The organism is Mesorhizobium sp. BH1-1-4, assembly GCF_020165665.1.
Lineage (GTDB): Bacteria > Pseudomonadota > Alphaproteobacteria > Rhizobiales > Rhizobiaceae > Mesorhizobium.
Genome location: NZ_JAIUIN010000019.1, coordinates 12,708 through 33,445 on the forward strand (window position 1 = coordinate 12,708; position 20,738 = coordinate 33,445).

The window sequence follows — 20,738 nt, forward strand, 5'->3', positions numbered from 1 at the left end:
CAAAGATAGTTTCTATCATTTCCTATCAAGTTGATGTATGCCTGTCGGGCAATCGAACGAGGGCGATCATGGCGAAACGGCCGACGATATCAGATCTGGCGCGCGTCTCCGGCGTCAGCGTCGCCACGGTGGACCGGGTGCTCAACAATCGGCTGCCGGTGCGCGAGGAAACCGCGCGCCGCGTCTACGAGACGGCGACCGAGATCGGCTATCACGCGGCCGGCCTGATCAAGCAGCGGATGCGCCAGGAACTGCCCGAGTATCGGCTGGGCTTCCTGCTGCTTCGAGGCAATGACGTTTTCTATGGCGATTTCGCGCGGGAACTCGAACTGGCGGTCGCGCAATCGCAGCGCTTCCGCGGCGTCGCGACCGTCGATTTCGCCAGTTCCCTGGCCCCGGACGAAATCGCCGCCCAGATGCGCGGGCTGGCGGTGAAATCACGGGCCATCGCCGTGGTCGGTCCCGACCATCCGACGCTGACCGCGGTCGTGGAGGCGCTAAAGGCCAGGGGGCTGCCGGTCTTCTCCCTGCTGTCCGACTTCGCTGCTGGCGTCCGCGAGGGTTATGTCGGCCTCGACAACCGCAAGGTCGGCCGCACCGCGGCCTGGATGATCGCCAGGGCGGCGAGGACGCCTGGCAAGGTCGCCCTCTTCGTCGGCAGCCATCGCTTCCATGGCCATGAGCTGCGTGAGATCGGCTTCCGTTCCTTCTTCCGCGAGCATGCGCCGGATTTCGCCGTGCTGGAGACGTTGGTCAATCTGGAGGCCAACCAGGTAACCCATGATGCGATGATCGATCTTCTGGCGCGATATCCGGATCTCGTTGGCTGCTACGTCGCCGGCGGCGGCATGGAAGGCGCCGTCTCGGCATTGCGGGCAGCGAAGCCCGTCAACACGCCAGTGGTCGTCTGCAACGAGATCAACGCCGAATCGCGCGCGGCGCTCGCCGACAACATCCTTACCATGGTGATCTCGACGCCGCTTGCCGCGCTCTGTCGTGAGCTCGTCGATCGGATGGCGCATGCCATCGAAGCCGGCGCGGCCAATGCGCCGGGTCAGACCTTCCTGCCCTTCGACATCTATTTGCCGGAAAACATCTGACGCCATTTCGGGAAATGCGCAGCGGGTCCGGGACGCGCCAGGACGAGAGACAGGGCGTTTCGACGAAGCGACAGGACGCTTCAGCGATCCGCCGTCATGAACCGGCCCGCTGAAATGATAGAATCCATCAGAGCCGGCCGAAAATCGCGAGCCCGAGTTTGGAATCGCCCTTGACGCCTTCCGACGAAATGGAATAAATATTTCACCAGTCATGCATTTTGGTTCTTTCGTTCCGTAACATCTGTTTCAAACAGAGGCTTTGGCGTTGCAGCAAACGGCAGGCGCCATCCCCGGGAGAGAGACGGCAGGGAGAGATTCCCCGGGGAGATCGGGGATTCCGGAGAGATCGGTGCAACCGGACACCAAAGTGGAGGAGAGATTAAAATGAAGAAACTGCTTTTGGGCGTCGCCTTCGCGGCGCTGATGAGTTCATCGGCCATGGCCGCCAAGATCGGCGTCTCGATGGCCAAGTTCGACGACAACTTCCTCACCGTGCTGCGCAACGGCATGATCGAGCAAGCCAAGGGCATGAGCGGCGTCGAGCTGCAGGTCGAGGACGCGCAGAACGACGTCGCCAAGCAGCTTGACCAGATCAAGAATTTCGCCGCTTCCGGCGTCGACGCCATCATCGTCAACCCGGTCGACACCTCGGCCACGCAGGCGATGTCGGATGCGGCGGCCGCGGCCAAGATCCCGCTGGTCTACGTCAACCGCCAGCCGGTCAATGTCGACACGCTGCCCGACAACCAGGCCTTCGTCGCCTCGAACGAAGCCGATTCCGGCACGCTCGAGACCAAGGAAGTCTGCCGCCTGTTCAAGGAAGCCGGCAAGAAGGAAGCCAATGTCTATGTCATCATGGGCGAGCTTTCCAACCAGGCGGCCGTGCAGCGCACCAAGGACATCGAAGAGGTGATAGCCACGCCGGACTGCAGCTTCATCAAGATCATCGACAAGCAGACCTCGAACTGGGACCGCGACCAGGCCCAGAACCTGATGACCAACTGGCTGTCGACCGGCAAGAAGTTCGACGGAGTCATCGCCAACAATGACGAAAGCGCCATCGGCGCCATCCAGGCTATGAAGGCCGCCAACATCGACATGAAGTCGGTTGTCGTCGGCGGCGTCGACGCCACCCAGGACGCGCTTGCCGCCATGCAGGCGGGCGACCTCGACGCCACCGTGTTCCAGGACGCCGCCGGCCAGGGCGCCGGCGCGCTGGATGCAGCGCTGAAACTCGCCAAGGGCGAGAAGGTCGAACACAAGGTCTATGTTCCGTTCCAGCTGGTCACACCGGCCAACATCGACAAGTTCCTGAAGAAGAACTGAGCCGCGGACATACGGAGCGGCGCTCTCGCGCAGACAGCGCCGCTCCCTTTCCCTCGACGCCGACCGGTGCCCGAGGAACGACCGCGGCTGACGGAGGATAGAAGATTGGCACAAACATCTCACGGCGTCGGCGGGGTCGGTTATGACGCCAGGAAGCGCACATGGCCGGCCGAATTCAACGTCTTACTGGCGCTCGTCATCCTCGTCGTCATCTTCGAACTGATCGGCCGGGTCTTCCTCGGCGACTCCTTCCTGTTCAACACCCGCGCCGACGTCGCCGGCATCTTCAACGAGGCGCGCCTGCAGATCATCATCCTGCAGGTGTCGATCGTCGGCATCATCGCCATCGGCGTCACGCAGGTGATCATTACCGGTGGCATCGATCTGTCCTCGGGCTCGATCGTCGGTGCGACAGCCATGATCGCCATGAGCTTCGCCCAGGTCGCGACCGTCAACGGCAATCCCAACCCCAAGGCGATGTTCCTGGCCCAGGGCTGGACCGACCTGCCCGTCATCGTGCCGGTGCTGGTGGCGATCGGCTGCGGCCTGCTCGCCGGCCTCGTCAACGGCGCGCTGATCGCCTACACGCGCATCCCGCCCTTCATCGCCACGCTCGGCATGATGGTCACCGCGCGCGGCATTGCCAAATGGTGGTCGAAGGGGCAGCCGATCTCGTTTCCCACGGACAGTTTCGCGGCAATCGGCAAGGGCCTGATGCCGGTCATCATCTTCCTGTCGCTGGCCGTGCTGTTCCAGCTGATCATGACCTACACCCGATATGGCAAGCATTGTTACGCGATCGGCTCCAACGAGGATGCCGCGCGCATGTCGGGCATCAAGATCGCCAACCACAAGATCCTCGTCTATGTCATCGCCGGCATTCTCGCCGCGCTCGCCGCCGTGGTGCTGTCCTCCAAGAACCTCACCGCCCAGGCCGGCATGGGCGTGATGTACGAACTCGACGCCATCGCCATGGCGGTCATCGGCGGCGTCTCGCTGTCGGGCGGCCGTGGCTCCATCATCGGCACGGTGATCGGCGCGCTGATCTTCGGCGTCATCATCTCTGGCTTCACCTTCCTGCGCCTCGACGCCTACTATCAGGAGATGGTCAAGGGCGTGATCATCGTCGGCGCGGTCGTTCTCGACCAGTGGCGCCAGCGCATGCGGGCATTGAGGGCTTGACCATGTCAGACATCGTCCTGAAGACGGAAAACCTCACCAAGCGCTATGGCGGCGTGCACGCGCTCGAAGGCGCCAATTTCGAGCTGCGCAAGGGCGAGCATGTCGCCATCATGGGCGACAACGGCGCCGGCAAGTCGACCTTCGTGCGCCAGATCACCGCCGTCGAGCAACGGACCAGCGGCCAGGTCTGGTTCGACGGCAAGGAAGTGAACTTCGCCGGCCCGATCGAGGCGCGCGAGGCGGGCATCGAGACGGTGTTCCAGAACCTGGCCCTGGCCGACGATCTCGACGTGCCGTCGAACCTGTTCCTCGGCCGCGAAAAGGTGCTGTTCAATCTCGGGCCATTCTCGATCCTCGACCGTAAATACATGCGCAAGGCGACCGAGGCGGCGCTGGTCCGGACGGCGGTGAAAATCCCCAATTTATCCAACACCATCCGCCATATGTCGGGTGGCCAGCGCCAGTGCGTGGCGATCGCCAGGACGGCGACCTTCGCCTCCAAGCTGATCATCATGGACGAGCCGACGGCGGCCCTTGGCGTGCAGGAAACGGCGCAGGTCGAAAACATCATCCGCACGCTGAAGGACAATGGCGAGCCGCTGATCCTGATCAGCCACAACATGCGCCAGGTGTTCGACCTTTGCGACCGTATCGTGGTGTTCCGGCGCGGCCGCATCGTCGCCAATCTGCGCAAGGAGAACACCGACGGGCAGGACATCGTATCCTACATCACCGGCGCCAAGACCGGGGAGGCGGAACTCGCGGCCTGAGGGCCGGGCGCGGAGGCGATGGTCATCGCCTTCCCGTCGATTTGTCTTGACCGGAAAATCATCCAGCGCCCATGACCGGCGCCGTGCTTCGAACCCATCCCCTAGAGGAAGATCTCCATGACTGTTCGCTTCGCCCTCCTTGGTGCCGGCCGCATCGGCAAGGTCCACGCCCGCGCCGTGGGTTCCAACCCCCAGGCAAAACTGGTCGCCGTCGCAGATGCCTTCGAGAAGGCGGCGAGCGAACTGGCGAGCGCCTATGGCGCCGAGTTGCGCACCATCGACGCTATCGAAAAATCGAAAGACATCGACGCCGTCGTCATCTGCACGCCGACCGACACGCATGCCGATCTGATCGAGCGCTTCGCCAAGGCCGGCAAGGCGATCTTCTGCGAGAAGCCGATCGATCTCGATGTCAAGCGCGTCGAAAAATGCCTTGATGTGGTCGACAAGGCCAAGGCGACGCTGATGGTCGGCTTCAACAGGCGCTTCGATCCGCATTTCGCCGCCGTGCGCAAGGCGATCGACGACGGCGCCATCGGCACGGTCGAGATGGTCACCATCACCTCGCGCGATCCCGGCGCCCCGCCGCTCGACTACATCGCGCGCTCCGGCGGCATTTTCCGCGATATGACTATCCATGATTTCGACATGGCGCGCTTCCTGCTCGGCGAAGAGCCCGTCGCGGTCAGCGCCCATGCCTCGGTGCTGGTCGACAAGAAGATCGGCGAAGCCGGCGATTTCGACTCGGTCAGCGTCATCCTCGAGACCGCATCGGGCAAGCAGGCGGTCATCTCCAACTCGCGCCGCGCCACCTATGGCTACGACCAGCGCATCGAGGTGCATGGTTCGAAGGGTATGGTCGCGGCCGAAAACCAGCGCCCGGTATCGATCGAACTCGCCAACGAGAAGGGCTACACCCGCCCGCCGCTACACGACTTCTTCATGACCCGCTATCTCGACGCCTATGCCCTCGAGATCGCCGCCTTCATCACGGCGGCGACATCAGGCAAGAAAGCGGCGCCGAGCGGCGCGGACGGCCTCGTGGCGCTCAGGCTGGCGGATGCGGCGCTGAAGTCGGCGACCACGGGCAAGACCGTACGTCTCGACAAGTAAGAACCAGAAATTCGCACCCAAGGTAGGAGCACAGCGATGAGCGCATCCGCCGATCGCAATTCGAACACACGCGCCGTCGTCACCGGCGGCGCGCAAGGCATCGGCTTCGCCGTCGCCGAGGCGCTGGCCGACGAGGGCTGCCGGGCGCTGGCGCTCATCGGCCGCTCCCAGGAGAAGGGCGACAAGGCTGTCGCCCATTTCAAGAAATCAGGCGTCGACGCCATCTTCATCAGCGCCGACGTTTCCGATGTTGCCGACTGCAAGCGCGCGGTCGCCACCGCGCTCTCGCATTTCGGTACGATCAACGCGCTGGTCAACGCCGCCGCCACCTCTGCGCGCGGCTCGCTTGTCGATACATCGGAAAAGCTTTTCGACCAGATCTTCGACACCAATGTGCGCGGCCCGTTCTTCCTGATGCAGGGCGTGGTGGCGCATCTCTTGGAGAAAAAGGCACCCGGCTCGATCGTCAACGTGCTGTCGATGTCGGCGCATACCGGCCAGTCCTTCCTGACGCCCTATTCGACCAGCAAGGGCGCGCTGATGACGCTGACCAAGAACGTCGCCAACGCCTATCGCTTCAACCGCATCCGCTGCAACGCCGTGCTGCCCGGCTGGATGGACACCGAGGGCGAGGACATCGTGCAGAAGAAATGGCACGACGCACCGGACGACTGGCTGGCGAAGGCCGAAGCGGCGCAGCCGATGGGCCAATTGGTCAAGCCGGACCAGCTGGCGCGGCTGATCAGCTACATGGTCAGCCCACAATCGGGCGTCATGACCGGATCGCTGGTCGACTACGACCAGAGCGTTGCGGGGTCGTCGCCGGAATAGCGGCCGACGTTGCGGCTGGCCCTTTCTCCCCGTCACTATACGGGGAGAAATGCCCGGCAGGGCAATGAGGGGCACCACCAACTTTGACAGTTACCGGTCCAACCCCTGCCCACCTCGCTTGTCACTCCGACGTAGGCGCCGCCCCTCACCTGCCTGCCGGCATCCTCTCCCGTATAGGACGGGGAGAGGGGGTGCTGTCATCGACGGTTTCGCCACCTGACCCTCATCGCCCCATCGACAAACGCCGCCGCTTCGACTATATGGACGGCATGATCCACCTGACCGCCACCTATTGGTACTTTAGCAGCTCGCTGGCGGCGGGAGGATTGCGCTCGATCTGAAGATTGCAGCAAACAATCCGACAAGCCGCCAGACCTGGCGGCTTTTTTGTTTCAGCCGGCAGGTTCCCAAACAGGAGCAGAAAGCCGTGTTGACCACCACAGACGACCTTCGGGTCAAGGAACTCAGACTGCTGAGCACGCCGGAAGAGGTGATGCGCGAGATACCGCGCTCACTCACGGCGACGCGCACCGTTGCCGCCTCGCGCAACGCCATCCATTCCATCCTGACGGGGGCCGACGATCGACTTGTCGTCATCGTCGGCCCATGTTCCATCCACGATCCGGTCGCGGCCGTTGACTATGCCAGCCGTCTGGCGGCGCTGCGCGAGGCCCTGTCCGACCGGCTCGAGATCGTCATGCGGGTCTATTTCGAGAAGCCGCGCACGACGGTCGGCTGGAAAGGCCTGATCAACGATCCCGACCTCGACGGCAGCTTCAACATCGACAAGGGGCTGCGCATGGCGCGCAACGTGCTTTCGGCCGTCAACAATCTCGGCCTGCCGGCGGCGACCGAATTCCTCGACATGACGACGCCGCAATACATTGCCGACCTCGTCGCCTGGGGCGCCATCGGCGCGCGCACGACCGAGAGCCAGATCCATCGCGAACTGGCCTCGGGCCTGTCCTGCCCGGTCGGCTTCAAGAACGGCACCGACGGCAATCTCAGGATCGCCGGCGAGGCGGTGAAGTCGGCCGCCCAGCCTCACCATTTCATGGCGGTGACCAAGGGCGGACGCAGCGCGATCGCGGCGACGACCGGAAACGAGGATTGCCATGTCATCCTGCGCGGCGGTGTTCAGCCGAACTATGACGCGGCAAGCGTCGAGGCCGCCTCGGTGGAGCTCGCCCGCATCGGTATCGCGCCGCGCCTGATGATCGATGTCAGCCACGCCAACTCGGCCAAGAAGCCGGAAAACCAGCCCAAGGTCGCGGCTGACGTGGCGAGCCAGGTGGCGGCGGGCGACGAGCGCATCATCGGCGTCATGATCGAAAGCAATCTCGTCGCCGGCCGGCAGGATGTCGTGCCCGGCCAGCCGCTCACCTACGGCCAGAGCATCACCGATGGCTGCATCGACTGGGCGACCACCGAAACGGTGCTGCATGGCCTTGCCGGTGCCGTCGAATGGCGCCGCTCGGCGCGGCGCGCCATGCTGGACAGCCGTCAGGGCGCCGCCTGATATTATGGCGATGCGGGAAGGGCGGCGCTGATTGGGATTACGCCGCCCTCAGCCCCTCCCATGCGGTGAAGACCGAGACCACGAACAGCAGCAACCCGGCCGCGCGGCCGGCAAGAGCGGTCGCCCGCGGATTGGCGATCAGAAGGCTGCGGCCGCGGCCGGCTGAAATGGCCAGCCCGCCATAGATCGCGGCTTGCGTCAGCACGGTCAGCAGGCCCATGATCGTCGCCTGCATCCAGATCGGACCGTAGTGCGGTTTCAGGAATTGCGGGTAGACGGCCAGGACGAAGAGATAGGCCTTTGGGTTGATCAGGCAGGTCACGAAACCCTGGCGAAATGCTTTCCATGCGGAACGGCTGCCGGCGGGCCCTTCATGACCGACGGTGATGGAGCTGCGCATCAGCGTGATGCCGATATAGGCCATGTAGGCGGCACCGGCGACCAGCAGCGGTTTGAACAGAACAGGCACGAAATGCATGAGCAGGCCGACGCCGACAGCGCCGTTCAGCGTGTGCACCATGCCACCGACCATGATGCCGCCGGTCGCGGCCAGGCCCCTGTCGCGTCCACCGGTCAGCGCATTGGCGAGCACGAACAGCATGTCCATGCCCGGAACGGCGATGATGCCGAACAGGAGAAGAAAGAAAAGCCAGAGATTTTCCGCGTAACTCATGTCAGTTGCCTGTCGCCTCTTGTCGGCACGCCGCCAAGGAATTTGTTGATTTTCAAGCCGATGGGCGATCCTATAGATCGGCCCAACTGCCGATGATGTGTCAGTTGTGATCGCAGCTGGTGGGAAAAATGCGTAAGGCCTCGCGTCTCTTCGAGATCATCCAGATCCTGCGGCTGGCCAGGCAGCCGGTGACGGCGGCCATGATTGCCGGGCAGTTGGAGGTGACGATCCGCTCGATCTACCGCGACATCGCCGCCCTTCAGGCCATGCGTGTCCCGATCGAGGGCGGCCGCGGCATAGGCTATATCCTGCGCCCCGGCTTCGACCTGCCGCCGCTGATGTTCTCGATCGAGGAGATGGAGGCGATCGTGCTGTCGCTGGCGCTGCTGGAACGCACCGGCGACGACGAGCTCAAGCAGGCGGCCAAGCGCGTCGGCGCCAAGATCGCCGGCGCGGTGCCGCCGCCCTTGCGCCAGACGCTCGACGCCAATGCGCTCCACGCCTGGGGCTTTGCCGCGCCCGCCGCCGGCACGATCGACCTGGCGCTGGTGCGCCGCGCCATCCGCGACGAGGAGAAGCTCGACCTTTCCTACCGCGACGAAGCAGGCCGTGCCTCCGAGCGGCTCATCCGCCCGATCGCGCTGATCTACTACGCCGAGACCGCCAACATCGTTGCCTGGTGCGAGCTGCGCCAGGCGATCCGCAATTTCCGCAGCGACCGCATCGAGGACTGCCAGCCGACCGGGTTAAACTTCAAGGGCGAAGGCGATAGGTTGCGGACGGTGTGGGTCCATGGATGGGAAACGAACGCGGCTGCCGGTGGTTGAGGAAGGGCTGGCTATTACGGAGACAGGCCGGCGCCGCCCCTCATTGCCCTGCCGGGCATTTCTCCTCGTATAGCGACGGGGAGAAAAAGCGCCTTCGCCGGGGATTCGCCAATCGGCTGCGTCGCAGAACGGGCGCCAAGACCGACATCGCCCTTCTCCCGGTCGCTATACGGGGAGAAGATGCCGGCAGGCAGATGAGGGGCAGCGCCAACGTTGACAGATCTTCCCGCCGACATCTGATGGGTGGAAGCCTGGATTGGCAACAGCGCGATCGTTACCTTACATCCACCCAGCGCTTCTCCGCATACGAACGTGCCATGGCGTGCACGGTGCGCTCGATCTCCAGCCCTTCGGCGAACTCGATGAGCCGGGCCGGCTTGCCGGCCAGCCGCGTCAGCAATTCGTGGCATTCGATGATCTTGAGATCGTTGAAGCCGAGGCTGTGGCCGGGCGCCGGCACGAAAAAATCATAGGGCTTGTGCTGCGGCGCCACCAGGATGGTGCGATAGCCCTGTTCGGTCGGCCGGTCCGAAGTGAGGTAGAGCTGGAATTCGTTCATCCGCTCCTGGTCGAACAGGATCGAGCCCTTGGAGCCGAAGATCTGGATGGCGATGCGGCCCTTGCGGCCCCAGGCCGAGCGGTTGACCAACAGCGTCCCGGCAATGCCGTTTTCCAGGTGCATCAGCACGCTGGCGATATCGTAGGTCTCGACCGCGCGGCGCCCGCCTGACGCCAGCTTGCGGTCGGCATAGGGCTTGGCCATGTCGCAGATGACGCTGGCGACGCGGCCGAACAGTGCTGAGACCAGCGACAGCGGATGCACGGCGAAATCGTCGAGCGCGCCATAGCCGGAAGTCGCCTCGTGTTTCCAGAAGAACAGCGCCTCGGGGTCGGCCATGAAGTCCTCGTCCATCTCGATGCGCAGATGGTTGACCTCGCCGATGATCTTCTCGTCGAGCAGCGCGCCGATGTGACGTATGGCCGGGCTCTGGATGTAATTGTAGCCGAGCGCCGCGATCTTGCCTGAAGTCTTGGCCGCGGCCGCCATTGCCTCGGCCTCGGCGAAGCTCGGCGCCATCGGCTTTTCGCACCACAGATGCTTGCCGGCTTCGAGGACGGCGATGGCCATTTCGGGATGAAACTGGTTGGGCGTCGTCAGCGAGACGACGTCGACTTCGGGATCGTTGACCACGGCGCTCCAGTCGCCGGACGCCTTGGCGAAGCCGAACTCGCCGGCCTTGCGCCTGGCAAGGTCCTCGTTGACCTCGCCCAGATGGACGAGCCGTGGCTTGGTCGCGTCGGGGAAGACGGCCCCGACGGCGCTCCACGCGATGGCGTGGCATTTGCCCATGAAGCCCGTGCCGATAAGACCGACGCCGACCATTTTTCGTTCCTCCGCTGCCGTAAATGCTGTGTGGATGAATTAGTCCATTTTTCTTTGGAATGGAATGTCTGTCTCATTTTTTATGGCGTTCTTGCGCAGGCCCGCTATGATGGGGCACAGAGGGCCTCCAGACAGGCTTGGGCGGAGAACGATGGACGAACAGGTACCTCGCGACTTCGAGACGCTGCGCGCCACCATCCTGGACCGGCGCGAGAGCCTGCCCAAGCGCATCGCCCAGATTGCCGCCTATGCGCTCGACAATCCCGACGATATCGCTTTCGGCACCGCCGCCAGCATCGCCGCTTCGGCCGGCGTGCAGCCCTCGACCCTGATCCGCTTCGCCCAGCAACTCGGTTTCGACGGCTTCACCAGCCTGCAGCAGGTGTTCCGCGAGCGGCTGCGCGAGCGCAACTCCTCCTATGACGAGCGGCTGCAGGCGCTGCGCGCCAAGGCCGAGGGCGGTGCCGGCCACCGGGCGATCTTCGACGGTTTCATCGCCGCCGCCAGCACCTCGCTCAACGACATTTCCCGCACGCTGGACGACGCACATCTGGAAGAGGCGATTTCGCTGCTGGCGAAGGCGCAGACCATCTATGTTCTGGCCAAGCGGCGCTCCTATCCGGTGGCGAGCTATATTGCCTACGCGCTGGGCAAGCTGAAGATCCGCAACCAGCTGATCGAATCGGCCGCCGGCCTGAATGCCGAGATGATCGGCTTCGCCACGCCGGCGGACGCCGTCATCGCCATCAGCTTCTCGCCCTACGCGCCGGCCACCATCGAGGAGGCGCGCGCCATTTCCGAGCAGGACGTGCCGATCGTTGCCATCACCGACAGCTCATTCTCGCCGCTGGCCCAGTTCGCCAGGGTCTGGTTCGAGGTGGCCGAGGCGGATTTCGCCGGTTTCCGCTCGCTGTCGGCGACCATGGCGCTGGCCATGGCGCTGACCGTCGGCGTCGGCGAGAAGCGGCGCGACGTGGGCCGCAAGCGCAAGGCCTGAGCAGACATCCAAAAAGGCAATTTTAGCCAAGGGAACGCTCATTCCATATTGACTATGGATTGGAATTATTATTTCATATTCCCGGCGCCACGCTGCCGCTCGCGCGTGTTACCCAACAATGTTGTCCATGACGACAAGACCGACGGGAGGTTCCAATGAGCGCAGCCGTGGACGCAAGACAGGCGCCGCTCGATGTCATCACCATCGGTCGCGCGTCCGTAGATCTCTATGGCCAGCAGATCGGCTCGCGGCTGGAGGACATTACCTCCTTCGCCAAATCGGTCGGCGGCTGCCCGGCCAACATCTCGGTGGGCACGGCTAGGCTCGGCCTGCGCTCGGCGCTGCTGACGCGCGTCGGCGACGAGCAGATGGGCCGCTTCATCCGCGAGCAGCTCAAACGCGAAGGCGTCAGCACCGACGGGCTGAAGACCGACAAGGAACGGCTGACGGCGCTGGTTCTGCTCTCGGTCGAGAGCGAAGGCGTCTCGCCGATGATCTTCTACCGCTCCGACTGCGCCGACATGGCGCTGGCCGAGGAGGATATCGACGAGTCCTTCATCGCCTCGGCCCGCGCCATCGTCGTCACCGGCACGCATTTTTCCCGCCCCAACAGCGACGCCGCCCAGCGCAAGGCGATCCGTATCATGAAGGCCAGGGGCGGCAAGGTTGTCTTCGACATCGACTACCGGCCGAACCTGTGGGGTCTCGCCGGTCATGCCGAAGGTTTCGAGCGCTATGTCAAGTCGGACCGGGTCTCGGCCCAGTTGAAGACGGTGCTGCCCGATTGCGACCTCATCGTCGGCACCGAGGAAGAGATCATGATCGCGTCCGGCGCCGATGACTGCCTGAGCGCGTTGAAGACGATCCGCGCCCTGTCCTCGGCGACCATCGTCCTGAAGCGCGGCGCCATGGGCTGCATCGTCTATGACGGGCCGATCAGCGACGATCTCGAGGACGGCATCGTCGGCGAGGGGTTCCCGATCGAGATCTACAATGTGCTGGGCGCCGGGGATGCCTTCATGTCCGGCCTGCTGCGTGGCTGGCTCGGCGGTGAAAATTTCAAGACCGCGGCGACCTGGGCCAATGCCTGCGGCGCCTTCGCCGTGTCCCGGCTCTTGTGCGCGCCGGAATATCCGACCTTCGAGGAGCTGCAGTTCTTCCTCAGGAACGGCAGCAAGCATCGCGCGCTGCGCAAGGACGAGGCGATCAACCACATCCATTGGGCAACCACTCGCCGCAGCGACATCCCTTCGCTGATGGCGCTCGCCTGCGACCACCGTGTGCAGCTCGAGGACGTCGCGGCCAAGGCCGGCGCCGACCCGGCGCGCATCCGCGATTTCAAGGTTCTGGCGGTCAAGGCGGCGGCGAAGGTCGCGGCCGGCCGCGACGGCTATGGCATGCTGATCGACGAGAAGCATGGCCGCGAAGCGATGTTCGAATTCGCCAGGCATCCCTTCGCTTGGCTCGGTCGGCCGGTGGAACTGCCGGGCTCGCGGCCGCTGCGGTTCGAGTTCTCGCAGGATATCGGCTCGCAGCTCACTGAATGGCCGGTCGATCACTGCATCAAGTGCCTGTGCTTCTACCATCCCGACGATCCGGCGGCCTTGAAGGAAGAGCAGCAGCAGAAGCTGCGCGCGCTGTTCGAGGCCGCGCGCAAGGTCGGCCGGGAACTTCTCATCGAGATCATCGCCGGCAAGCATGGCAAGCTCGACGACACGACGATCCCGCGCGCGCTGGAGGAACTCTACGCGCTCGGCATCAAGCCGGACTGGTGGAAACTCGAACCACAGGCGTCGAGCGGCGCCTGGGCGAAGATCGAGGCGGTGATCCTGAAGCACGACCCCTGGTGCCGCGGCATCGTCCTGCTTGGGCTGGAGGCGCCGCAGGACGAGCTGGAGGCGGCTTTTGCCGCCACCGCCAAGGCGCCCATCGTCAAGGGCTTTGCCGTCGGCCGCACCATCTTCGTCCATGCCGCCGAACAATGGCTTTCCGGCAAGATGTCGGATGACGAGGCTGTCGCCGACATGGCCTCGCGCTTCGAACAGTTGACCGAAGCGTGGCTTGCCGCGCGCGGCCGCAAGGCGGCATAACAGGCCGCGACACAGGCACTGCGGAGGAAACAACCATGAGCAACACAATCCGCCTGACGATGGCGCAGGCGCTGACCCGCTTCCTGTCCCGCCAGATGACCGAGATCGACGGCGCCAAGGTGCCGATCTTCGGCGGCGTCTGGGCGATCTTCGGCCATGGCAATGTCGCGGGCATCGGGGAGGCGCTCTACCAGGTGCGCGACGAGCTGCCGACCTTCCGCGCCCACAACGAACAGGCGATGGCGCATGCGGCGATCGCCTATGGCAAGGCCAATTTCCGTCGCCGCTTCATGGCCGCGACCTCGTCGATCGGCCCGGGCGCGCTCAACATGGTGACGGCGGCGGCCCTTGCCCATGTAAACAGGTTGCCCGTCCTGTTTTTGCCGGGCGACGTTTTCGCCAACCGGATCCCCGATCCGGTGCTGCAGCAGGCCGAGGATTTTTCCGATGGCACGGCGACGGTTAACGACTGTTTCCGCCCGGTGTCGCGCTATTTCGACCGCATCACCCGGCCGGAGCAGATCATTCCGGCGCTGAGCCGTGCCATGCAGGTGCTGACCGATCCGGCCGATTGCGGCCCGGTGACGCTGTCGCTCTGCCAGGACGTACAGGCCGAGGCCTATGACTATCCCGAGAGCTTCTTTGCCGAGCGGGTCTGGCACCAGCGCCGGCCGCGTCCCGACCGTGGCGAACTGGCGGCGGCCGTCGCGGCGCTCAAGGGCGCCAGGAAGCCGCTGGTGATCGCCGGCGGCGGCGTACTCTATTCGCGGGCCTCCGACGAACTGGCGAAGTTCGCCCAAGGCGCTGGCATTCCGGTTTGCGAGACGCAAGGCGGCAAGTCCTCGCTGCCGGACGATCACAAGCTCAACATGGCGGCGGTCGGCGTCACCGGCACCTCGGCCGCCAACCGGCTGGCGGAAGAGGCCGACGTCGTGCTCGCCATCGGCACGCGCCTGCAGGATTTCACCACCGGCTCGTGGGCGCTTTTCAAGAATTCCGGCAAGACCATCATCGGGCTCAACGTTCAGCCTTTCGATGCCGGCAAGCATCGGGCGCTGCCGCTGGTCGCGGACGCGGCGGAAGGGCTCGCCGAACTCGGCGCCGCGCTGCAAGGCTGGAAGGCGCCTGCCGCCTGGACCGACAATGCGGCCACCGGCAAGACGGCCTGGCAGGCCGATGCCGCCAAGGTGACGGCATCGACCAACGCCGCTTTCCCCTCCGACGCGCAGGTGATTGGCGCCGTGCAGCGCGCCATGGGATCAGGCGTGACGCTGCTGCATGCCGCCGGCGGCCTGCCCGGCGAATTGCACAAGCTTTGGCAAGCGGGCGCGCCCGGCTCCTACCATGCCGAATACGGCTTCTCGACCATGGGGTACGAAATCGCCGGCGGCCTCGGCACCAAGATGGCCAAGCCCGGCGAGGAGGTCGTCGTCATGATCGGCGACGGCTCCTACCTGATGCTGAATTCCGAGATCGCCACCTCGGTGATGCTCGGCCTGAAGCTGACCATCGTGCTGCTCGACAACAGGGGGTTTGGCTGCATCAATCGGCTGCAGATGGCGACCGGCGGCGCCAACTTCAACAACCTCCTGAAGGACACGCGCCACGAGATCCTGCCCGATGTCGACTTTGCCGCCCATGCCGCCAGCATGGGCGCGATATCCGAAAAGGTTTCGTCGATCGCCGGGCTGGAGACGGCGCTGGCTCAGGCGAAAAAGAACGACCGCACCACAGTGCTGGTCATCGACACCGACCCGCTGGTTTCCACCGATGCCGGTGGCCATTGGTGGGACGTGGCGGTGCCCGAGGTATCGGCGCGCAGCCAAGTGAACGCGGCGCGCAAGGCCTATGACGAGAAGCGGCAAATGCAGAGCGTCGGCGATTGACACCGGCGCTGAAGCTCCTGCCTTCTCCCCGTCCCTACGGGGAGAAGGTGCCGGCAGGCGGATGAGGGGCAGCGCCAACCAACGGTAACAAGCAGTTCTAACCCGGAGTGACGACTTGAAAGCCAAACTGGGCATGTCCCCCATCGCGTGGTGGAACGACGATCTTGCCGAACTGAGCGATGACGTGTCGCTGGAAGAGTGCCTGCGCCAGTCGCGCTCTGCCGGCTTTACCGGCATGGAAATGGGCCGGCGCTTTCCCAACGACCCAAAGGTGATGCTGCCGATCCTGAAGGCCGCCGACGTGACCCTATGCGGCGGCTGGTTTTCCGGCACGCTGGTCGACGAGGAGATGGCCGCCAACAAGGATCGCATCCAGCCGATGATCGACCTGTTCAAGGCGGTCAACGCGCCCTGCATCGTCTATGGCGAGGTCGGCCGCTCGATCCAGGGCGACCGCTCCAAGCCGCTCGCCATCAAGCCGAAGCTGTCGGGCGACGAAATGAAGGCCTACGCGCGGCGCCTGACCGAATTCGGCGAATGGTGCGCCGGGCAAGGCATGCCGCTGTCCTATCACCATCACATGGCGGCTGTGGTCGAGACCGAGCCGGAGCTCGATGCCTTCATGCGCCATTCCGGCGAAGGCATCCCACTGCTGCTCGATGCCGGACACCTCGCCTTTGCCGGCGGCGAGGTACTGCGCGCCATCGACAACCACCACAAGCGCATCAGCCATGTGCATGTGAAGGATGTGCGCATGGATGTGATCGACAAGCTTGATCGTACGAAACAGTCCTTCCTCGACGCCGTGGCGCTCGGCGCCTTCACCGTGCCGGGCGACGGTTCGCTCGATTTCGGCGCCATCGTGCAGCGCTTCGCCGACCATGGCTATGAAGGCTGGTTCGTGGTCGAGGCCGAACAGGATCCGAGGAAGAACCCGCCGCTCAAGATGGCGCAGGTCGGCCACAAGGAGTTGATGCGGGTGATGACGGCTGCCGGCTACACCGTCGAGACGCAGGGCTTCCGGAATGCCTGAAGGCTGGATTGGTCGCCACGGGTGGCTTATCTGAGAACTGGTTCAGCAACTCTCGGATGACGCGATGAAAGATTATGAACACCCGTTCTTCCGGCCGCTATGGCGGCGCATCGCCGTCGTCGCGGTCTGCGTCATCTGGTCGATCATCGAGTTCGCCAGCGGCACGCCGTTCTGGGGCGTGATTGCGCTTGGCTTCGCCGGATATGCCGTCTGGCAGTTTTTTTATCTGTATAGGCCCGTGGAGGAGAGCGGGCCAATGCCTGCGGAATCGAAGGTTGGCGAGCCCAAGGTCGACGCCGAACCGAAGGAATGAAGCGACCCCTGCGGAAATGCATTCGGGTAGGACACTCGACAGCTGGCGAATCGCATACGTCGGCGATTAGCCGGAACGCTCCCCACTTCGTCATCCTAGGGTCTCCGCGACGGAGCTTCGCTCCTGCTTCCCCCTAGGATGACGAAGTTGGGTGGTCCGCACCTCTATCAAGCCAGTGTCGAAGGACAGGAGAAACAACAATGTCGAAACTGCTCGTCAAGGCCGACAAGGGCAATGGCCGCGTCGCGCATGTCACGCCGCAAAGCGCTGGCTGGACCTATGTTGGTTTCGATCTGCATCGGCTGAAACCCGGCCAGAGCGCCTCGGGACAGTTAGACGACCGCGAAGTCTGCCTGGTGTTCGTCACCGGCAAGGGCACGGCGAAAGCGGGCGGCAAGGAGCTCGGCCTGCTCGGCGAGCGCATGTCGCCCTTCGAGGGCAAGCCGTGGTCGGTCTACGTGCCGCAGGGATCGGACTGGTCGGTGACGGCCGATACCGAACTGGAACTTGCCGTCTGCTCGGCACCCGGCCTTGGCGGCGGCCTGCCGGTCCGGGTGATCGGACCGGACGATCTCGGCCGGGAGGTGCGCGGCAAGGGCACCAACACGCGCTACGTCACCAACATTCTGCCTGAGGGCCAGCCGGCCGACTCGCTGCTGGTGGTCGAGGTCATCACGCCCGGCGGCCACACGTCGAGCTACCCGCCGCACAAGCACGACCAGGACGATCTGCCCGCCGAATCCTATCTCGAGGAAACCTACTACCACCGCCTCAACCCGCCGCAGGGCTTTGCCTTCCAGCGCGTCTACACCGACGCCGGCAAGGATGGCCATCGCGCCCTGGATGAAGCCATGGCGATCGAGGACGGCGATGTCGTGCTGGTGCCCAGGGGCTATCACCCCTGTGCCGCCTGCCATGGCTACGACCTCTATTACCTCAACGTCATGGCCGGACCGAAGCGGACGTGGAAATTCCACAACGCGCCCGAGCACGAATGGTTGATGAAGGCCTGACCGGTCTGCGCTTCGGGCGGAACCTATTGGTCCAGTTTGGAAAAAATCGTCGGCTAAGGACCCTGAGGGTCGATTTGCCTTCGGAAACCCGTCAAAGCTTCGTCAATTCGTCATGGAAATCACCTATGGCAACGTTTCTGACGAGGACGTCCCATGCGTTATGCCATCTATTTCACCCCCAGGCAGGACGAGCCGCTGGCGCGTATCGCCGCCAACTGGCTCGGCCGCGACCCGTTCGGTGCCGCGACCAGGTCGGTTGAGGCGGTGGCCGACCTGTCGGCGGCGGAAGTGGCCTTCCACACCGCCTCGGCGCGCCGCTACGGCTTCCACGCGACGCTGAAAGCGCCCTTCCATCTGGCCGCCAACGAGACAGAAACCTCGCTGCGCGCGGCGCTCGATCATTTTGCCGAGGCGACGCCTGTCGTGACGATCCCGCGCCTGGTCGTCAGCCAGATCGACAGCTTCTTCGCGCTGGTGCCGGAGGGGCCGCTGCCTCCTCTCAACCGCTTCGCCGACGATGTCGTGCGCGATTTCGACCGGTTTCGCGCGCCGCTGTCCGAGGCCGAGATCGAGCGGCGCAGCCCGGATTCGCTGAAGCCGGCCGAGTTCCGCAATCTCTGCCAGTGGGGCTATCCGTATGTCTTCGAGACCTTCCGCTTCCACATGACCCTGTCGGGCCGGGCCGGGCCGCAGGAAAGTCCGCGTCTGCGCGCGGCGATCGATGGCCTTTTCGCCGACGTCTTGAGGCAGCCCGTGCTGGTGGATGCGCTGACATTGTTTGTCGAACCGGAACCCGGTGCGCCGTTCATGGTGCTTTCCCAGCACGCGCTTGGACGCCGCCCGGCCCGGAAAATCGCCTGAACCAACCCGACTGCAACAACCAGGGACTACCCGCAATGACCGCCGAGACCGTTCTTTCCAACGCCCGCATCGTTCTTGCCGACGAGATCGTCGAAGGGTCGCTGGTGCTGCGTGACGGCCTTATCGACGGCATCGATGCCGGTGCTTCCCGGGCCGGCGAGGACATGGGTGGCGACTTCATCATTCCAGGGCTGGTCGAACTCCACACCGACCATCTCGAGGGCCACTACGCGCCACGGCCGAAGGTGCGCTGGAATCCGATCGCCGCGGTGCTTGCTCATGACGCGCAGGTGGCGACCGCCGGCATCACCACGGTGCTCGATGCGCTCCGCGTCGGCATGGACGAGGACGCCGACCTCACTTCGGACGACATCCGCAAGCTCGCCGACGCGATCGAGGACAGTGTCCAGCAGGATCGGCTGCGGGCCGACCATTTCATCCATCTGCGCTGCGAGGTCTCGGCACCGGATTGCCTGAGAGCCTTCGCTAATTTCGAGACCGACGACAGGGTGAAACTGGCGTCGCTGATGGACCATGCGCCGGGCCAGCGCCAGTTCGTCAATCTTGAAACCTATGCCTACTACTACCAGCGCAAGCTGAAGCTCTCGGATCAGGATTTCAAGAAATTCTGCGAGAAGCGGATGGGCGAATCGGCACGCAATTCCGGACCGAACCGGGTCTTCATCGCCGCCGCCTGCCAGGAGCGCGGCATCGTGCTCGCCAGCCACGACGACGCCACGTCGGCTCATGTCGACGAGGCCATCGAGCAGGGCGTGCGGGTCGCCGAGTTCCCCACCACCGAGGAAGCGGCGCGGGCCTCGAAGGCCGCCGGGCTCGGCGTGCTGATGGGCGCGCCCAATGTCATGCGCGGCGCCTCGCATTCGGGCAATGTTTCGGCCCGCACCTTGGCCAGCGACGGCCTGCTCGACATCCTGTCGTCCGACTACATCCCCTTCAGCCTGATCCAGTCGGCCTTCTTCCTCGGCGACATGGTCGAGGGCATTTCGCTGCCGCAGGCCGTCGCCATGGTGTCGAAGAATCCGGCGCAAGCCGTCGGCCTTGATGACCGCGGGATCATCGAGCAGGGCCGTCGCGCCGATCTGGTGCGGGTGCGCGTCGACGATCACGTTCCGGTCGTGCGCACCGTCTGGCGGCAGGGACGCCGGGTGGCATGATGGTGTCGGCCTTGATCGAGCGCGAACTGTCCGCCGAGACCTTTCCGATCCGTCACGGCGTCTTCGTCGCCGTCGTCGGACCCAGCGGTGCCGGCAAGGACACGGTGATCGGCTACGCCAAGGCGCTTTTCGCCGATGAGACGCAGCTGGAGTTCGTGCGCCGCGTCATCACCAGGCCGAGCGACGCGGCGAGCGAGGACCACGACACGCTGGCCGACGCCGCCTTCGCCGAGGCCGAGGGCGACGGCGCCTTCGCCGTGTCCTGGGAAGCGCATGGCCTGCGCTATGGCCTGCCCGCCGATGTCGACTGGTCTGTTTCCAATGGCCACGTGGCCGTCGCCAACGTGTCGCGCGCGATCATCCCCACCTTGCGCGAACGCTATGCCAATCTGGCGATTGTCGAGATCACCGCCTCGCCCGAGGTGCTGGCCGAGCGGTTGGCCATGCGCGGCCGCGAGTCGCGCGGCGAAGTGCTGGCCCGCCTGGCGCGCAGCGCCAACGTCACCTTGACCGGTCCTGGCGTGACGTCGATCGACAACAGCGGCCCGCGCGAGGTGGCCGGCGAGCGCTTCGCCGAAGTGCTGCGCAAGGCTATGGCCTTTTCCGATATGTCTGGCCTGATCTGATCCGGGCCTGTTTCACCCG

At 64.5% G+C, this 20,738-nt stretch carries 20 protein-coding genes; 18 read left to right on the forward strand and 2 right to left on the reverse strand.

Annotation, left to right across the window (positions count from 1 at the left end):
* Positions 1 to 68 precede the first annotated feature (68 nt).
* From LB569_RS24540 to LB569_RS24575, 8 genes are all read left to right on the forward strand, one after another.
* A complete protein-coding gene (locus tag LB569_RS24540) occupies positions 69 to 1,100 on the forward strand; it encodes a LacI family DNA-binding transcriptional regulator (protein WP_224694414.1) in 1,032 nt (343 codons plus the stop codon).
* Positions 1,101 to 1,484: 384 nt separating this feature from the next.
* Complete coding sequence (locus LB569_RS24545) at positions 1,485 to 2,426, forward strand: sugar ABC transporter substrate-binding protein (protein WP_140703260.1); 942 nt, start codon at positions 1,485 to 1,487, stop codon at positions 2,424 to 2,426.
* Positions 2,427 to 2,531: 105 nt separating this feature from the next.
* Entirely contained in the window at positions 2,532 to 3,608 is a 1,077-nt protein-coding gene (locus LB569_RS24550; RefSeq protein ID WP_224694415.1) for an ABC transporter permease, read from the forward strand.
* Positions 3,609 to 3,610: 2 nt separating this feature from the next.
* On the forward strand, positions 3,611 to 4,378 hold the full coding sequence (locus LB569_RS24555; RefSeq protein ID WP_023772158.1) for an ATP-binding cassette domain-containing protein: 768 nt from the start codon (positions 3,611 to 3,613) through the stop codon (positions 4,376 to 4,378).
* A gap of 117 nt (positions 4,379 to 4,495) precedes the next feature.
* Positions 4,496 to 5,491 (forward strand): inositol 2-dehydrogenase, encoded by a 996-nt coding sequence (gene iolG / locus LB569_RS24560; protein WP_224694416.1) that lies wholly within the window; start codon positions 4,496 to 4,498, stop codon positions 5,489 to 5,491.
* Positions 5,492 to 5,527: 36 nt separating this feature from the next.
* Complete coding sequence (locus LB569_RS24565) at positions 5,528 to 6,322, forward strand: SDR family oxidoreductase (protein WP_224694417.1); 795 nt, start codon at positions 5,528 to 5,530, stop codon at positions 6,320 to 6,322.
* Positions 6,323 to 6,513: 191 nt separating this feature from the next.
* Complete coding sequence (locus tag LB569_RS24570; RefSeq protein ID WP_224694418.1) at positions 6,514 to 6,663, forward strand: hypothetical protein; 150 nt, start codon at positions 6,514 to 6,516, stop codon at positions 6,661 to 6,663.
* 86 nt (positions 6,664 to 6,749) lie between these two features.
* A complete protein-coding gene (locus tag LB569_RS24575; RefSeq protein ID WP_224539515.1) occupies positions 6,750 to 7,841 on the forward strand; it encodes a 3-deoxy-7-phosphoheptulonate synthase in 1,092 nt (363 codons plus the stop codon).
* A gap of 37 nt (positions 7,842 to 7,878) precedes the next feature.
* Here the strand turns inward: LB569_RS24575 and LB569_RS24580 are convergent, their stop codons facing one another.
* Positions 7,879 to 8,514 (reverse strand): LysE family translocator, encoded by a 636-nt coding sequence (locus LB569_RS24580; RefSeq protein WP_224694419.1) that lies wholly within the window; start codon positions 8,512 to 8,514, stop codon positions 7,879 to 7,881.
* Positions 8,515 to 8,642: 128 nt separating this feature from the next.
* On the opposite strand from LB569_RS24580, the gene LB569_RS24585 reads away from it, so the two are divergent.
* Positions 8,643 to 9,341 (forward strand): helix-turn-helix transcriptional regulator, encoded by a 699-nt coding sequence (locus LB569_RS24585; RefSeq protein ID WP_224694420.1) that lies wholly within the window; start codon positions 8,643 to 8,645, stop codon positions 9,339 to 9,341.
* Positions 9,342 to 9,615: 274 nt separating this feature from the next.
* Here LB569_RS24585 and LB569_RS24590 read toward each other — a convergent pair whose 3' ends face one another.
* Positions 9,616 to 10,725 carry a Gfo/Idh/MocA family protein gene (locus LB569_RS24590; protein WP_224694421.1) on the reverse strand — a complete coding sequence of 370 codons (1,110 nt, stop codon included), beginning with the start codon at positions 10,723 to 10,725 and terminating at the stop codon, positions 9,616 to 9,618.
* Between the two features lie 151 nt (positions 10,726 to 10,876).
* Between LB569_RS24590 and LB569_RS24595 the strand changes: the two genes are divergently transcribed.
* The 9 genes from LB569_RS24595 (at position 10,877) to phnN (ending at position 20,719) form a co-directional block, all read left to right on the forward strand.
* Positions 10,877 to 11,722 carry a MurR/RpiR family transcriptional regulator gene (locus tag LB569_RS24595; RefSeq protein WP_224694422.1) on the forward strand — a complete coding sequence of 282 codons (846 nt, stop codon included), beginning with the start codon at positions 10,877 to 10,879 and terminating at the stop codon, positions 11,720 to 11,722.
* Positions 11,723 to 11,877: 155 nt separating this feature from the next.
* Positions 11,878 to 13,812, forward strand: coding sequence for a bifunctional 5-dehydro-2-deoxygluconokinase/5-dehydro-2-deoxyphosphogluconate aldolase (locus LB569_RS24600; protein WP_224694423.1), 1,935 nt, complete (start codon positions 11,878 to 11,880; stop codon positions 13,810 to 13,812).
* Positions 13,813 to 13,847: 35 nt separating this feature from the next.
* Positions 13,848 to 15,698: a 3D-(3,5/4)-trihydroxycyclohexane-1,2-dione acylhydrolase (decyclizing) gene (gene iolD, locus LB569_RS24605; RefSeq protein WP_224694424.1), complete on the forward strand. Its 1,851-nt coding sequence runs from the start codon at positions 13,848 to 13,850 to the stop codon at positions 15,696 to 15,698.
* Between the two features lie 115 nt (positions 15,699 to 15,813).
* A complete protein-coding gene (gene iolE, locus LB569_RS24610; protein WP_224694425.1) occupies positions 15,814 to 16,731 on the forward strand; it encodes a myo-inosose-2 dehydratase in 918 nt (305 codons plus the stop codon).
* A 64-nt stretch (positions 16,732 to 16,795) separates the two neighbouring features.
* A complete protein-coding gene (locus LB569_RS24615; protein WP_224694426.1) occupies positions 16,796 to 17,044 on the forward strand; it encodes a DUF3329 domain-containing protein in 249 nt (82 codons plus the stop codon).
* A 200-nt stretch (positions 17,045 to 17,244) separates the two neighbouring features.
* Positions 17,245 to 18,057 (forward strand): 5-deoxy-glucuronate isomerase, encoded by an 813-nt coding sequence (gene iolB / locus LB569_RS24620; protein ID WP_224694427.1) that lies wholly within the window; start codon positions 17,245 to 17,247, stop codon positions 18,055 to 18,057.
* A gap of 153 nt (positions 18,058 to 18,210) precedes the next feature.
* Positions 18,211 to 18,918 carry a DUF1045 domain-containing protein gene (locus LB569_RS24625; RefSeq protein WP_224694428.1) on the forward strand — a complete coding sequence of 236 codons (708 nt, stop codon included), beginning with the start codon at positions 18,211 to 18,213 and terminating at the stop codon, positions 18,916 to 18,918.
* 35 nt (positions 18,919 to 18,953) lie between these two features.
* The gene (locus LB569_RS24630; RefSeq protein WP_224694429.1) at positions 18,954 to 20,093 is read left to right on the forward strand and encodes an alpha-D-ribose 1-methylphosphonate 5-triphosphate diphosphatase; all 1,140 of its coding nucleotides are present in this window, start codon (positions 18,954 to 18,956) and stop codon (positions 20,091 to 20,093) included.
* Complete coding sequence (phnN, locus tag LB569_RS24635; RefSeq protein ID WP_224694430.1) at positions 20,090 to 20,719, forward strand: phosphonate metabolism protein/1,5-bisphosphokinase (PRPP-forming) PhnN; 630 nt, start codon at positions 20,090 to 20,092, stop codon at positions 20,717 to 20,719. Before LB569_RS24630 ends, phnN begins: the two co-directional genes overlap by 4 nt.
* The last annotated feature ends 19 nt before the right edge of the window (positions 20,720 to 20,738 follow it).